Raw genomic sequence first — 12,775 nt, forward strand, 5'->3', positions numbered from 1 at the left:
GAAAGCCTAGCGCCGGCGTGAGGCCGCGGGCGACCAGGCCCAGACGGTGGTCAGCGCCAGCAGGCCGAACATGAGCACGCCGTTGGGCACGTGCGCGCCCAGGCCGATGGCCAGCAGGAAGTGCTGGGCGATGCCGAGCACGAACAGCGCGAGGCTGGCGAGCGCGGGCCAGCCCGCGCCCCTGCCCGGACGCCAGTACAGGACGGCGGCGACGATCTGGAGCAGGCCGATCAGGTGGGAGACCATGCCGATCATGACGTGGGTCTCGGCGACCCCGAGATCGGCGGCGATGCCGGTGTCGGTGAAGACCAGCGCCTGGCCCGCGAACATGGCCGCGACGAGCAGCGAGACCGCGTGGGCGAGCACGAGGACGCGCAGGGTGTAGAGCAGCCCTGAGGAGACAGGGGAGACAGACGTGGCTGAGGTCACGTCGTGCATGAGGTGGTCCTTCCTGGAGAGGTGAGGACCACATCGTGACGGCGCGGGCACCCGGCGGTCGTCAGCCTGCCGGGTGATGCCCCGGTCAGCCCCGCGGCGGATGCCGCACGGGGCGGAAGGCGGCGTCGACCAGGCCGATGCGGTGCGCGACGACGGCGGCCTGGATGCGGTTGCGCAGGCCGAGCTTGTCCATCGCCGAGCCGACGTGGGTCTTTACCGTGGTGACGCCGACGTGCAGCCTGTCGGCGATCTCGGCGTTGGACAGGCCGGTGCCGACCAGGGCGAGCACCTCGAGCTCCCGCTCGGTGAGCCCGACGGGCGCGGGTGTGGCCTGCTGCTCGGCGGCCAGCGCCCGCTCGACCACCCTGCGCAGCACCGAGGGGGCCAGCAGCTGCTCGCCCGAGGCCGCCCTTCGCACGGCGTCGACCATGCGCTCCGGCTCGTCGTCCTTGACCAGGAAGCCCAGCGCTCCGACGCGCAGGGCCGCGTAGACGTTGGCGTCGTCGGCGAAGGTGGTGAGGACCACGATCTTGGCGCCCGGCTGCGAGCCCAGGATGCGCTTGATCGCCTCGAGGCCGTCGACCCTGGGCATGCGCAGGTCCATGAGCACCACGTCCGGCCTGTGGTGTTGGGCCAGGCGCACCGCCTCCGCGCCGTCCTCGGCCTCCCCGACGACCTCCATGTCGCCCGCCGCCTGCAGCAACATGCGCACGCCGGCTCTGACCAGCGCCTGGTCGTCGGCCACCACCACTCGGATCACGTCGTCACCTTGGTCTTCGGATAGGGAAGGGTCACCGACAGCCGCCAGCCGCCGCCGTCGGGTCCTGCGCTCAGCGTGCCGCCCAGCGCCTTGGCGCGCTCGCGCATGCCCGCCAGCCCCTGCCCCGAGGACGGCAGCGGCTCGCGCACCGTGGGCGGGCGGCCGTTGGACACCTCGACGAGGAGCTCCCCGTCACCCGCGGCCAGCCCCACCCGTACGGCGGTGCCCGGCCCCGCGTGCTTGAGCACGTTGGTCAGTCCCTCCTGCACGATGCGGGCGGCCGAGGCCCTGGCCACCAGCGGCGCCTCGCCGAGCGCGGGGTCGACGTCGAGGTCGACCAGCAGCCCCGCGGCGATCATCCGCTCGGCGGACTCGGTGACCACGTCGGCGGGGTCGGCCAGCAGCGCGGCGTCGCCGCCGGGGTCGCGCAGCACGTCGAGCAGGCCGCGCAGGTCCTCGAGCACCTGGTGGCCCGTCTCCTTGATGTCGGCCAGCGCGTCGGCGACGGGACCGTCGGGGGCGGCGTAGCGGGCGGCGCCGGCCCGCAGCACCATCGCCCCGACGTGGTGGGCGACGATGTCGTGGACCTCGCGGGCGATGCGCTCGCGCTCGGCCAGCTGGTCGGCGCGCAACTGGGCGATGGCCAGCCGCTCGGACTCGCGCACCCGCAGCCGCTCGGCCTCCGCGGCCGACTGCCTGGCGCCCGCGTACCTGCCGATCGCGATCGGGGTGGCCACCACCACGAGCATCAGCCCCACCTTGAGCCCGGTGACGGTGCCCTCGGAGCCGACCACCACGAGCGAGGCCAGGAAGCTGGCCGCCACGTAGACGACCAGGTTCCAGAACCAGGAGGCCACCCGCATCGCGAACACGCCGACCGAGATCAGCAGCAGGACGTGGACGGTGCTGGTCGCCGCCGAGAAGGCCTGGTTGGACAGGAGCAGCATCGCCCCCTCGACCAGGAACACCACCGCGGGCAGCCGCCTGGCCACGCCCAGGGCCAGCCCCGCGACCACCACGAACGAGACGATCACCCAGGCGGGCTGCTCGCTGGTGTGCCACATGGGCCAGGTGCCGAGCACCGCGACGGCCACGCCCGCCCCCGCCAGCAGCACGTCGGGGGTGACCTCGGGCTCCTTCAGCCGCCCCGCGGGACCGCGCAGATAGCGGCCGACCAGGGCGGGCAGCAGCGGGATGCCGACGGAGTAGACCCAGGCCGCGCCGGTGAAGCCGGTGCCGGGGTCGGCGATGTTGAGGCCGGTGGCCAGCGCGCCCGGCACGACGGCGACGAGGGTGGCGAGCCAGCCTCGCAGGTAGCCGGTGGCGCCGATCGCGACGCAGAGCAGGATCTGCGCGGTGTTGGAGGTGAAGGCCTCGATCTGGTCGGTGAACAACAGGAACGCGGCCAGGTAGAGGCTGACGTGGACGGGACGGCGCCGCACGAACCCCATCGGCGCGCCGACCAGGACGGCGAAGACGGGGACCAGCCAGTCGGGCGCCGCCCCTGCCCCCGCCTTGCCCGACATCAGCAGGTCGAGGGCCACTCCTGAGGCGGCAAGCAGCACGTCGGGTGCCACACCACGCCATCGCATGGGGACAACCGTATCGAGGACCGCCGCCTGCTCCGTCCTCCCGATGGAGGAGTTCGCATCCTCCAAGTGGCCGGTTTTCTGGCCGCAAGTCGGATGAGCGGGCTTGCGCGGGGGTCGTAACGTTGGTCCCATGCCCAACGACACCACGTTGTTCCTCGGCCAGTTCATGCGCTCCCCCGCGACCATCGGAGCCCTGGCGCCCAGCTCACGGCGGCTGGCGGAGACGGTGTGCACCCCCGTGCCCGAGCGCGGCGAGCCGACCGTGGTCGAGTTGGGCCCCGGCACCGGGCCGTTCACCGCCGAGATCCAGCGCAGGCTGGACGGGCGTGGCCATCACCTGGCGATCGAGTTGAACCCCACGCTGGCCTCCCTGCTCGCCGATCGCTTTCCCCGGGTGGACGTGGCGCAGGACGACGCGGCCCGCCTGCCCGACCTGCTCCGCGATCGCGGCCTGACCAGGGCGGACGTGGTGGTCAGTGGGCTGCCGTGGGCGGCATTCCCCGAGACGCTGCAGGAGCGGCTGCTCGGCGCGGTCACCTCCACCCTGTGCCCGTCGGGGGCGTTCACGACCTTCTCCTACATCCACGCGATGCCGCTGGGCTCGGCTCGCCGCTTCCGCGCGCTGCTGGCCGACCGCTTCGAGGAGGTCGTGCTGGGCCGTACCGTGTGGCGCAACACCCCGCCCGCCTACGTGCTGCACGCCCGCCGTCCGCGCTGACCCCTGTCGGCTGGACAGAACTTCGTTCTACGATTGCGCACGCAACGAGAATGGGGTGATCGAGGTGGACTTCACGCTCCCCGAGAGCGCGCTGACCGTCCAGCAGGGCGTCGGTGACATCTGCTCGCGCTACGACATGGACTACTGGCAGCGCTGCGAGGCCGACAAGCGCTGGCCGGAAGAGGTGTGGGCGGAGCTGGCCAAGGGCGGATGGCTGGGCCTGGCCGTACCCGAGGAGTACGGCGGCGGCGGGCAGGGCCTGCTGGAGCTGGCGGTGGCGACCGAGACCCTGGCCGCCTCAGGGGCGGCGGGCGGTTCGGCGTTCACCTACGTGCTCACCCCGGGCTTCGGCGCGCTGACCCTGGCCAGGCACGGCAGCGCCGAGCAGCGGGCCGCGTTGCTGCCAGGGCTGGCCACCGGCGAGATCGAGACGTGCTTCGCGCTGACCGAGCCGGACGCGGGCTCCAACTCGCTGGCGATCACCACCTCTGCGCGCCGCGACGGCGACGACTACGTGATCAACGGGCAGAAGATCTGGATCACGGGGGTGCAGCGGGCCACCTGGATGATGCTCGTCACCAGGACGATCCCGGCGGCCGAGGCGAAGCCGCGCACGAACGGGATGACCGTCTTCCTGGTCAACGTGCCCGAGGCGGTGGCGGCGGGCCGGCTGTCCTTCCGGCCGATCCCCAAGATGGGCGCCAACACCACGCCCTCGAACATGGTCTTCCTCGACGACCTGCGCGTGCCCGCCTCCAGCGTGGTCGGCCAGATCGACCAGGGCGCCCTCGTCCTGTGGGACATCCTCAACCCCGAGCGGATCCTGCTGGCCGCCTCGGCGCTGGGCGGGGCCGAGGTGGCGCTGCGGGTGGGGGTGAGCTACGCCAAGGAGCGCGAGGTGTTCGGGCGGCCGATCGGCGCCAACCAGGCCATCGCCTTCCCTCTCGCCCAGGTCAAGGCGAAGATCGAACTGGCCAGGCTCATGCTGTACAAGGCCGCGTGGTCCTTCGACCGGCAGCTGCCGTGCGGCACCGAGGCCAACATCGCCAAGCTGACCGCCTCGCAGGCGGCGTGGGAGGCGGCGGACGCGGCCTTCCAGACGCACGGCGGGATGGCCTACTCGCTGGAGTACCCGGTGGCGCGGCTGCTCACCGACGCGCGGATCGGCAAGATCGCGCCGGTGACGGAGGAACTGCTGCTGAACCACCTGGCCACCCAGGTGCTCGGGCTGCCGCGCAGCTTCTAGAAGGACGGCGGGCGCTTGTCTCGCAGCGCCCGCACCCCCTCCTGGACGTCGGGGCCGGAGAAACCGAGGAACTCCATGGCCAGGGAGGCGTCGAAGGTCGGGCCCGCCATCCTGAGCCAGTTGTTGAGTGAGTACTTGGTCAGCCTGATCGCCTCCTGGGAGCCCGCCGCGAGCCTCACCGCGATGTCGAGCGCCCTGTCGTGCACCTCGGAGTCGTCGACGCAGAGGCTGACCAGGCCCATCCGCTCGGCCTGCTCGCCGGTGACCGGCTCGCACAGCAGCAGGTGGTACTTGGCCTTGGCCATGCCGCACAGCAGCGGCCAGATGATCGCCGCGTGGTCGCCCGCAGCCACGCCCAGGCGGGTGTGGCCGTCGATGATGCGGGCGGTGCGCCCAGCCACGGAGATGTCGGCCAGCAGCGCCACCGCCAGGCCGGCGCCGACGGCGGGGCCCTGGATGGCGCTCACCACCGGCTTGGAGCAGTTGAGCACGTTGTAGACGATGTCGCGGGCCTCGGTGAACACCCGCAGCCTGGTGGCGTGGTCGCGGGTCATCTCCTCGATCATGGACAGGTCGCCGCCCGCGGAGAAGGCCTCGCCCTCTCCCCTGACCAGGATGACGCGCACGTCGTCGTCGCGGTCGAGGTCGCGCCAGATCTCGGCGAGCTCGCGATGGCCCGCCATGTCGACGGCGTTGAGCCTGCGCGGCTCGCTGATCGTCACCCGCCGCACGCCCTCGGCGGCCCAGTCGAGCCTCAGCTTGTCGTAGGTCACGGCTCCAGCGCCCTCCTGAGCCTGTCGGCCACGTAGGCGCGGACCTCGTCGGCCTGGTCGAAGAAGCCGGGCAGGCCGAAGAAGCCGTGGACCATGCCGGGCCAGCGGCGCACCTCGACGGCCACGCCCTCGCCCGCCATGCGCGCGGCGTAGGCCTCGGCCTCGTCGCGCAGCACGTCGTACTCGGCGCTCACCACCGTCGCGGGCGGCAGGCCCGCGCACGAGCCCAGGCGTAGCGGTGACAGGCGTGGGTCGAGCGGATCGGCGCCGGCGGCGTACTGCTGGACGAACCAGGCCATCTCCTCCGCGTCGAGGCCGAAGCCCTTGGCGTGCTCGCGGTAGCTGGGGGTGTCCATGGCCACGTCGACGATCGGGTAGAGCAGCGCCTGGTGGGCGAGGGTGAGCCCGGCGTCGCGGGCCTGCCAGGCGGCCACCGCGGCGAGGTTGCCTCCCGCGCTGTCGCCGATCACCGCCACGTGGCCGTTGCTCTGGTAGAAGGCCGGACGGGCGAAGATGTCGCGCACCACGGTCCAGGCGTCGTCGGCGGCCGCGGGGAAGGCGTGCTCGGGGGCCAGCCGGTAGTCGACGGAGACCACCACCGCCCCCGTCCTGATCGCCAGGTCCCTGCCGACGGCGTCGTTGCGTCTGACGCTGCCGAACACCCAGCCGCCGCCGTGGAAGTAGACGATCACCGGCAGGGTGTGGTCGCCGGGGTCGGCCCGGTAGATCCTGATCGGCACCTCGTCGGCCAGCGCGTCGCGGACGAACGGCAGCCGCGTCAGCGGGCCGCGCCGCTCCGCCAAGCCGTCGATGGCGCGCATCCGCTCTATCTCCGCAGGCCCCAGGCTCGCCAGGTCGGCGCCGAGGTCGGAGGGGTAGAGCTCCAGGTAGGCCCTGGCCTGGGGGTGCAAGCTCATGATCCGAGCTTACTCATGAGCCACACCATTTCTCATCAGTATCGGGCGGCCTCGACGAGTGCCTCGAACAACCGCATATCATCGCCGCGCTCGGGATGCCACTGGACGCCCACGCCGAACCTGTGGCCCTGCAACTCGACGCCCTCCACGATCTGGTCGTCGGCCCATGCCACGGCCAGCAGCCCGGTGCCGAGGCGCTTGACCGACTGGTGGTGCGGGGCGTTGACCTCGATCGTGTCACCGATGGCCTTGCCGAGCTTGCTGGAGACGCTCACCTGGATGACGTGCGGCTGCCCCTGAGCGCCGTGCCGCTCGTGGTCGAGCACGTCGGGCAGCCAGGGGATGAGCGTGCCGCCCTGGGCGACGTTCAGGACGTGCATGCCGCGCGCCACCGCGAGGATCGGCACGTCGGCCTGGACGGCCGCGCGGGCCAGCGAGAGCTCGAACCTGTCGCGGTGCGGCTGGGGCTCGGCGACCCTGTCGTCCTGGTCGGCCCCGTAGAGCGTGGCCCCGACCTCCACGCCGCCCGCCAGGACGATGCCCTTGAGGCCGCGGACGTAGTCGTCGACGGCGTGCAGGTTGAGCGGCGGGAGCAGGACGGGGGCGCCGCCCGCCCGTTCGACCGCCTTGGCGTAGGAGGGCGGCCCGATGACCGCCTCTCTCACCCAGTCACCCCATCGGGCGGCCTCGAAGTAGGCGGTGATACCGATCAACGGACGAGACATGCGCGCTCCAGGAGGCATGCAGGAGGTCGGGCAACCCGCGTCAGAGGTGGTGACCAGGTTCCCGCTCCATCATGGCCTACCGGATTTCGGTTATGTCACCTTCCCGGGTATCAGTGCTGTCACTTCCTCCTCAGAGATCATGCCGCCACCCTCACGTCGCAGGGCGCCGGGAAGCTTCCACGGCGAGCGTGACGGATGGCGGCGCCCCGGCGAATACGAATGCGATACGTATTCACTTTCGCTGTCCTTAACTCTTGAATTTCGATTGCGGAAAATAACGTTCCCATTACGGATAGTTCTGGTTAGCACCGTATTGAGGTGAAACGGTTGTGGCCCCAGGGAGCCGGTGTAACACTCCAGATGAGTGCGCGGACGTGCCGGGGCGCGCCGTACGCTCACAACCCGGAGCCGTCAGGGAGGTGGAACGACACGACCGGAATCGCATTCCGGTCAAAGGGTGGGGTCAAAAGGCATGTCGTTGAATCCGCGCCTCGTCAAAGAGAGTTTCTCCGTCATCGAACCCGTCGCCGACAGGGCGGCGGCCTATTTCTACGGCCGGCTGTTCGCCGAGAACCCGCACCTGCGGGGGATGTTCCCTCCTGCCATGGACGTGCAGCGCGACCGGCTGTTCAGCGCGCTGACCAGGGTGGTGTGGAGCCTGGACAGTCCCGACAGCCTCGCCTCCTATCTCGGCCAGCTCGGCCGCGACCACCGCAAGTACGGTGTGATCGCCGAGCACTACACCGCTGTCGGCAACGCCCTGCTGGCCACCATCAAGCGCTTCGCCGCCGACATCTGGAACACCGAGATCGAGGCGGCATGGGTGGCGGCCTACACCGCCGCCGCCAACCTCATGATCGACTCGGCCGAGAGCGACGCGGGGGTCTCACCCGCGTGGTGGCTGGCCGAGGTCGTCGACCACGAGCGGCGCACCGCCGACATCGCGGTGCTCACGCTCAGGCCGACCCAGCGCCTGCCGTACACCGCGGGCCAGTACGTCAGCGTGCAGACCGCGCGCTGGCCGAGGGTGTGGAGGACCTTCTCCATCGCCAACGCGCCGCGCGAGGACAACACGATCAGGCTGCACGTGCGAGGCGTGCCAGGCGGCTGGGTCTCGACCGCCCTGGTGCGGCACACGCGCATCGGCGACACGCTCATGCTCGGCCCGCCCATCGGGACGATGATCCCCCACGAGTCCGGCGGCAGGGACATCCTGTGCGTGGCGGGCGGCACGGGCCTCGCGCCGATCAAGGCCATCATCGACCACGTCATCACCTCGGGACGGCGGCCGAACATCCACCTGCTGTACGGCGCGCGCACCGCCGAGGAGCTCTACGACCTGCCCGACCTGATCCGCATGGAGTCGCGCTTCCCCTGGCTGCGGGTCCTGCCCGTGGTCTCGCACCAGCCCTCCTACGACGGCATGCGTGGCCACCTGCCCGAGGTGATGCAGCGCTTCCACTCCTGGGCCGAGCACGAGGTGTACGTGTGCGGGCCGCCCGCCATGGTGCACGAGACGGTCGGACGGCTGCAGGCGAGCGGGGTGCCGCTCGCCCGCATCCACCGCGACGTCGTCCAGGGCGAACGCTGACCCCTTCCTCCTCCCCTGGCCTCCTCCCCTGCGCGGCCGCGGGAGGAGGGTTCAGTGGAAGGCGGCGGCGGTCTCCTCGTCGTTCGGCCAGAAGGTCTCGATCGCCAGCTCCGACACCGTCACGTCCACCGGGGTGCCGAACGTCGCGATCGTGGTGAACATCGACAGCACCCTGTCCCCGTGCCTGATCCGCAGCGGCAGCAGGATGTCGGCGGGCCCGGGGACGTGCGCCACGTTCAGGTCCACCCCCTCGTAGGTGTAACCGGCCAGCTCGTCGTGCAGCTCGGCCAGGCGCCCGCTGCCCGAGGCCTCCGCCTGCCTGCGCAGACGGTGCAGCAGGTGCGCCCGCACCTCCGGCAGGTTGACCAACCGCCCGCCCATCGCCTCGGGGTGCAGCGAGAGCCGCATCACGTTGACGGGCTCCTTCAGCAGCTCGGCGGGCGCGCCCTCCATGAACATCGCGGCGGCGCCGTTCGCGGCCACCAGATCCCACGCGGCGTCCACCACCAGCGCGGGGTACGGCTCGTGCCCGGCGAGGATCTTGTCCAGCGCCTGCCGTACCACCTCCATCTCCGGCGCGCGCACCTCGCGCTCGGGAAAGACCGGGGCGTAGCCCGCGGCCACGAGCAGGCGGTTGCGGTGCCGCAGCGGTATCTCCAGCTCCTCGGACAACCTCATCACCATGTCCCTGCTGGGCCTGGCCCGGCCCGTCTCGAGAAAGCTGATGTGCCGGGCCGACACCTCCGCCTCGATTCCCAGATCGAGTTGGCTGACGCGGCGCCGCTGGCGCCACGAGCGCAACAGATCACCAAATGACTCAGTTTGTACGGCAAGCGCTCCCATGACCCGAACGGTAGCGGGAAAAGGGAATCATCACGATTACCTGGGACGTAAGCGGACAGCGCACGCCCGCAAATCCCGCACTCCCCAGAAGTTGTCGGTAGCGCGTGACACGATGGCCAGCAAGCCAAGACAGGGAGACCAACATGAGCGACGCCCTACTCGCCGTCGGCACCCGCAAGGGGCTCTTCCTCGCCCGCTCCACCGGCGGCGGCCCGTTCGAGGTCGAGCCGATCCAGTTCTCCACCGTCGGGGTGCACGCCGTCGCGATCGACACCAGGGGCGACAGGCCCAGGCTGCTCGCGGGCATCGAGTACGGCCACTTCGGCCCCTCGGTGATGTACTCCGACGACCTCGGCAAGAGCTGGCAGGAAGCGCAGAAACCACCCATCGCCTTCCCCGAGAAGACCGGAGCCACCCTCGAGAAGGTCTGGCAGCTCCTGCCCTCGCCGTCCGAGCCAGACGTCGTCTGGGCCGGCACCGAGCCGGGCGCGCTGTTCCGCTCCGACGACGGCGGCATCACCTACACCCTCGTCGAGGGGCTGTGGGAGCATCCGCACCGGCCGCAGTGGCAGCCGGGCGGCGGCGGCCTGTGCCTGCACACGATCCTGAACCACCCGACCGACCCCAAGATCATGGGGGTGGCCATCTCCACGGGCGGCTTCTACCGCACCACCGACGGCGGCCTCTCCTGGGAGGCGGCCAACCAGGGCATCCGCGCCCCGTTCCTGCCCGAGGGCCAGCAGTACCCCGAGTTCGGGCAGTGCGTGCACAAGGTCAGCCTGCACCCGGCCAGGCCCGAGCGGCTGTTCCTGCAGCACCACTTCGGCGTCTACCGCAGCGACGACTTCGGCGGATCGTGGACCGACATCGGTTCCTCCCTGCCGTCCGACTTCGGCTTCCCCGTCGTGGTCCACCCCGACAGGCCCGACACCCTCTACGTCCTGCCGCTGCACGCCGACATGGACCGCACCCCCGTCGGCCACCGCTACCAGGTCTTCCGCAGCGACGACGCGGGCGAGAGCTGGCAGGCGCACGGTGAGGGCCTGCCCGAGGGGCCGGTCTACGCCTCCGTGCTGCGCGACGCGATGACCGCCTCGCACGCGGGCATCTTCTTCGGCACCCGCGACGGCTCGGTCTACGGCTCGCGCGACGGCGGCGACACCTGGAGCGAGGTGGCCTCCCACCTGCCCGACGTCCTGACCGTCAGGGCGGCGGTGCTCTAGCCCATGGCCAAGCCCGCCATGATGGTCGTCTTCGTGCTTCCGAGCGCGCTGCGGCACTGGGTGAGCGGTGAGAGCGAGGTCAAGGTCTTCGCCGTGGGGGCCGACCGCGACACACCGCCCACCCTGGGCTCCGCCCTCGACACGCTGCGGCGGACTCATCCATCGCTGGAGGGGCGGTTACGGGACGACTACGGGCAGATCAAGAGCCACATCAACATGTTCGTGTGCGGGGAGAACGCCCAGGGGCTGGGCGGCCTCGACTGCGCGATCCCACCGGGAGCCGAGGTGTACGTCCTACCTGCCCTTTGACCGCAGGGGGTTTCGCCTGCGGGGCGGCCGACTGCACGGGCCTTCGCCTTTGGGGCGGCCGACTGCATGGGCCTTCGCCTTTGGGCGCTTCGCGCGATGGCGGCTTCGGGCTGGTCTTCCGGGGGGGTCCAGCTCCCCGCGCCCCCTCGGCAAGGGGCCTCTCCGGCCCCGGCGTTGTGGTGGCGGGGTTGGGTCAAGGCTCGAGGATCCTTTCGAGGATCGCCAGCCCCCTCGCCAGGACATGAGGGACCGAGGTTGTTACCCCGGTGATCAGGATTCGCCGTTCAACTCGGTCACTCCTGTGGCGACCATCATGCGCTGGATTCCGGTGGACAGGTTCCCTCGTAGATCCGGGTGTTCTCCGATGCGTGATCCGGCTACCCGCGAAATTGGCTCGATCATGGGGATGAGCAGCGGTTACGCTTGCGGACGTCGCGCGCAACGTCTCGCTGCTTTCGGTACTCCCACGGAACAGCGGCGGAACAGAGCAGGAGCTTGGAGGCGCCCATGGCGATGCCCACGAAGGGCTCACGGCTCATCAGCGTCGACGGCACCGCCTTCCGCTGGCGGATCCGGCACAAGCCCACCTACGGCGAGGGCAACGGCTGGAGTCCCCTCACCATCACCATCGAGCGGACCGAGGAGCCGGGGCGTGTCCTCGTGGTGTCGCTCCCTTGCGCTCGGCCGGACAACTGGCACGGAGAACGGACGATCGCGGTCCGCCCCGCCCTCGTGCCGGATGCGTCCGGCGAGCCATCGAACAGGGATGGAACCCCGGGCAACCGGGCTCGGCATTCACCCTCACCGTCACCGAGGACGAACTGGCCGCGCTCCTGGGCGAACCGCCTCAGTACCTGATCCCCTTCCTCTGGGGCATGCTCCCTGAAGGCGGCAGCTCGAGGACCTCCCTCGATGCACCGAGATCTGGAGCCGGGACAACCGGAACACCAGCCAGGCACCTTCTGATCCGTGGCAAGTTCAGAGACGACCACCACCGTCCACCACCGACAGAAACGCATGTCATCAGGGACGTTTGGCCTCGGAGTCTCCAGAGCCGTCCAGACGTGGTTAGCGCCGACGCTAGCAAGGTCGTGACAGTCTCGAATTGTTGTCGGACCCGATGGCTACTCTCCAGCGCATGTCAGTCCCCGAGATCATCCCCATCGTCTACGAACCCGACTACCACACCGGCACGATCGGCCGCTGGGAAGGCGGCCAGTTCTTCGGCTCCGTCACCGCCGCCTTCCGCGAGGGCTACACCCGCACCGACGACTGGCCGGTACACAAACGCTGGTACGCCGTCCTGCACACCTTCGACGCCGCCGGCCACCACCTCGACTCCCGCGTCGAGCACACCGGCGCCGAAGACGACCATCGGGGGGCCGTCGACCTCGCCCACGGGCGACTGACGCACTGGCTTGACGCGCTTCCGGGCCTTCGCTTCGACGACATCGCCATCCGGCCCTTCCAGCACACGTTCGACGGAGTGCTGTTCGGCCTCGTCATCGAGACCTTCGAAGGCGTAGAACACGCCGAGTTCTACCCGAACAACATCGGCTTCTACGAACCATGGGACGGCCTGTACGACACCTGACCCGCCGGCCATGTCGGCCAGGCGCTGGTCGTGGCGCAGCACGGCG

Annotated in this window: 13 protein-coding genes; 6 read left to right on the plus strand and 7 right to left on the minus strand. The window is 70.5% G+C overall.

The genetic code is table 11. From position 1 onward, the window contains the following. Window positions 1-6: 6 nt before the first annotated feature. The 3 genes from FHR33_RS44605 to FHR33_RS44615 all read right to left on the minus strand — a co-directional run bounded on the left by FHR33_RS44605 (window position 7) and on the right by FHR33_RS44615 (window position 2,790). Complete coding sequence (locus FHR33_RS44605) at window positions 7-438, minus strand: hypothetical protein (RefSeq protein ID WP_183661393.1); 432 nt, start codon at window positions 436-438, stop codon at window positions 7-9. Window positions 439-523: 85 nt separating this feature from the next. After that, window positions 524-1,198, minus strand: a complete 675-nt coding sequence (locus FHR33_RS44610) for a response regulator (protein ID WP_183661395.1) — start codon at window positions 1,196-1,198, stop codon at window positions 524-526. After that, complete coding sequence (locus FHR33_RS44615) at window positions 1,195-2,790, minus strand: sensor histidine kinase (RefSeq protein WP_246453710.1); 1,596 nt, start codon at window positions 2,788-2,790, stop codon at window positions 1,195-1,197. Before FHR33_RS44615 ends, FHR33_RS44610 begins: the two co-directional genes overlap by 4 nt. Before the next feature lie 130 nt (window positions 2,791-2,920). Between FHR33_RS44615 and FHR33_RS44620 the strand changes: the two genes are divergently transcribed. Both FHR33_RS44620 and FHR33_RS44625 read left to right on the plus strand, forming a co-directional pair. Then, entirely contained in the window at window positions 2,921-3,508 is a 588-nt protein-coding gene (locus FHR33_RS44620; RefSeq protein WP_183661397.1) for a class I SAM-dependent methyltransferase, read from the plus strand. A gap of 55 nt (window positions 3,509-3,563) precedes the next feature. Continuing rightward, entirely contained in the window at window positions 3,564-4,754 is a 1,191-nt protein-coding gene (locus FHR33_RS44625) for an acyl-CoA dehydrogenase family protein (protein ID WP_312896060.1), read from the plus strand. Here FHR33_RS44625 and FHR33_RS44630 read toward each other — a convergent pair. The 3 genes from FHR33_RS44630 to FHR33_RS44640 are packed head-to-tail and all read right to left on the minus strand — an operon-like array spanning window position 4,751 to window position 7,169. Next, window positions 4,751-5,527, minus strand: a complete 777-nt coding sequence (locus FHR33_RS44630) for an enoyl-CoA hydratase/isomerase family protein (protein WP_183661399.1) — start codon at window positions 5,525-5,527, stop codon at window positions 4,751-4,753. The genes FHR33_RS44625 and FHR33_RS44630 overlap by 4 nt on opposite strands. Then, entirely contained in the window at window positions 5,524-6,444 is a 921-nt protein-coding gene (locus tag FHR33_RS44635) for an alpha/beta hydrolase (protein ID WP_183661400.1), read from the minus strand. Before FHR33_RS44635 ends, FHR33_RS44630 begins: the two co-directional genes overlap by 4 nt. Window positions 6,445-6,479: 35 nt before the next feature. Next, window positions 6,480-7,169 carry a gamma-glutamyl-gamma-aminobutyrate hydrolase family protein gene (locus tag FHR33_RS44640; RefSeq protein ID WP_183661401.1) on the minus strand — a complete coding sequence of 230 codons (690 nt, stop codon included), beginning with the start codon at window positions 7,167-7,169 and terminating at the stop codon, window positions 6,480-6,482. A gap of 472 nt (window positions 7,170-7,641) precedes the next feature. On the opposite strand from FHR33_RS44640, the gene FHR33_RS44645 reads away from it, so the two are divergent. After that, on the plus strand, window positions 7,642-8,760 hold the full coding sequence (locus tag FHR33_RS44645) for a globin domain-containing protein (protein ID WP_183661402.1): 1,119 nt from the start codon (window positions 7,642-7,644) through the stop codon (window positions 8,758-8,760). Between the two features lie 51 nt (window positions 8,761-8,811). Here FHR33_RS44645 and FHR33_RS44650 read toward each other — a convergent pair whose 3' ends face one another. Next, the gene (locus FHR33_RS44650; RefSeq protein ID WP_246453711.1) at window positions 8,812-9,561 is read right to left on the minus strand and encodes a helix-turn-helix domain-containing protein; all 750 of its coding nucleotides are present in this window, start codon (window positions 9,559-9,561) and stop codon (window positions 8,812-8,814) included. A gap of 185 nt (window positions 9,562-9,746) precedes the next feature. On the opposite strand from FHR33_RS44650, the gene FHR33_RS44655 reads away from it, so the two are divergent. The 3 genes from FHR33_RS44655 (at window position 9,747) to FHR33_RS44665 (ending at window position 12,729) form a co-directional block, all read left to right on the plus strand. After that, window positions 9,747-10,826 carry a WD40/YVTN/BNR-like repeat-containing protein gene (locus FHR33_RS44655; protein WP_183661404.1) on the plus strand — a complete coding sequence of 360 codons (1,080 nt, stop codon included), beginning with the start codon at window positions 9,747-9,749 and terminating at the stop codon, window positions 10,824-10,826. A 3-nt stretch (window positions 10,827-10,829) separates the two neighbouring features. Continuing rightward, window positions 10,830-11,135, plus strand: a complete 306-nt coding sequence (locus FHR33_RS44660; protein ID WP_183661405.1) for a ubiquitin family protein — start codon at window positions 10,830-10,832, stop codon at window positions 11,133-11,135. Between the two features lie 1,138 nt (window positions 11,136-12,273). Beyond that, complete coding sequence (locus FHR33_RS44665) at window positions 12,274-12,729, plus strand: hypothetical protein (RefSeq protein ID WP_183661407.1); 456 nt, start codon at window positions 12,274-12,276, stop codon at window positions 12,727-12,729. Window positions 12,730-12,775 lie beyond the last annotated feature (46 nt).

This window comes from Nonomuraea dietziae, from assembly GCF_014195505.1.
GTDB classification, from domain to species: domain Bacteria; phylum Actinomycetota; class Actinomycetes; order Streptosporangiales; family Streptosporangiaceae; genus Nonomuraea; species Nonomuraea roseola.

Excerpts from the sequence above, each read along its gene's own strand:
- FHR33_RS44665 (WP_183661407.1), top strand. The coding sequence starts at position 12,274 with ATGTCAGTCCCCGAGATCATCCCCATCGTCTACGAACCCGACTACCAC.
- FHR33_RS44645 (WP_183661402.1), top strand. The coding sequence starts at position 7,642 with ATGTCGTTGAATCCGCGCCTCGTCAAAGAGAGTTTCTCCGTCATCGAA.
- FHR33_RS44635 (WP_183661400.1), bottom strand. The coding sequence starts at position 6,444 with ATGAGCTTGCACCCCCAGGCCAGGGCCTACCTGGAGCTCTACCCCTCC.
- FHR33_RS44620 (WP_183661397.1), top strand. The coding sequence starts at position 2,921 with ATGCCCAACGACACCACGTTGTTCCTCGGCCAGTTCATGCGCTCCCCC.
- FHR33_RS44640 (WP_183661401.1), bottom strand. The coding sequence starts at position 7,169 with ATGTCTCGTCCGTTGATCGGTATCACCGCCTACTTCGAGGCCGCCCGA.
- FHR33_RS44605 (WP_183661393.1), bottom strand. The coding sequence starts at position 438 with ATGCACGACGTGACCTCAGCCACGTCTGTCTCCCCTGTCTCCTCAGGG.
- FHR33_RS44655 (WP_183661404.1), top strand. The coding sequence starts at position 9,747 with ATGAGCGACGCCCTACTCGCCGTCGGCACCCGCAAGGGGCTCTTCCTC.
- FHR33_RS44660 (WP_183661405.1), top strand. The coding sequence starts at position 10,830 with ATGGCCAAGCCCGCCATGATGGTCGTCTTCGTGCTTCCGAGCGCGCTG.
- FHR33_RS44615 (WP_246453710.1), bottom strand. The coding sequence starts at position 2,790 with ATGCGATGGCGTGGTGTGGCACCCGACGTGCTGCTTGCCGCCTCAGGA.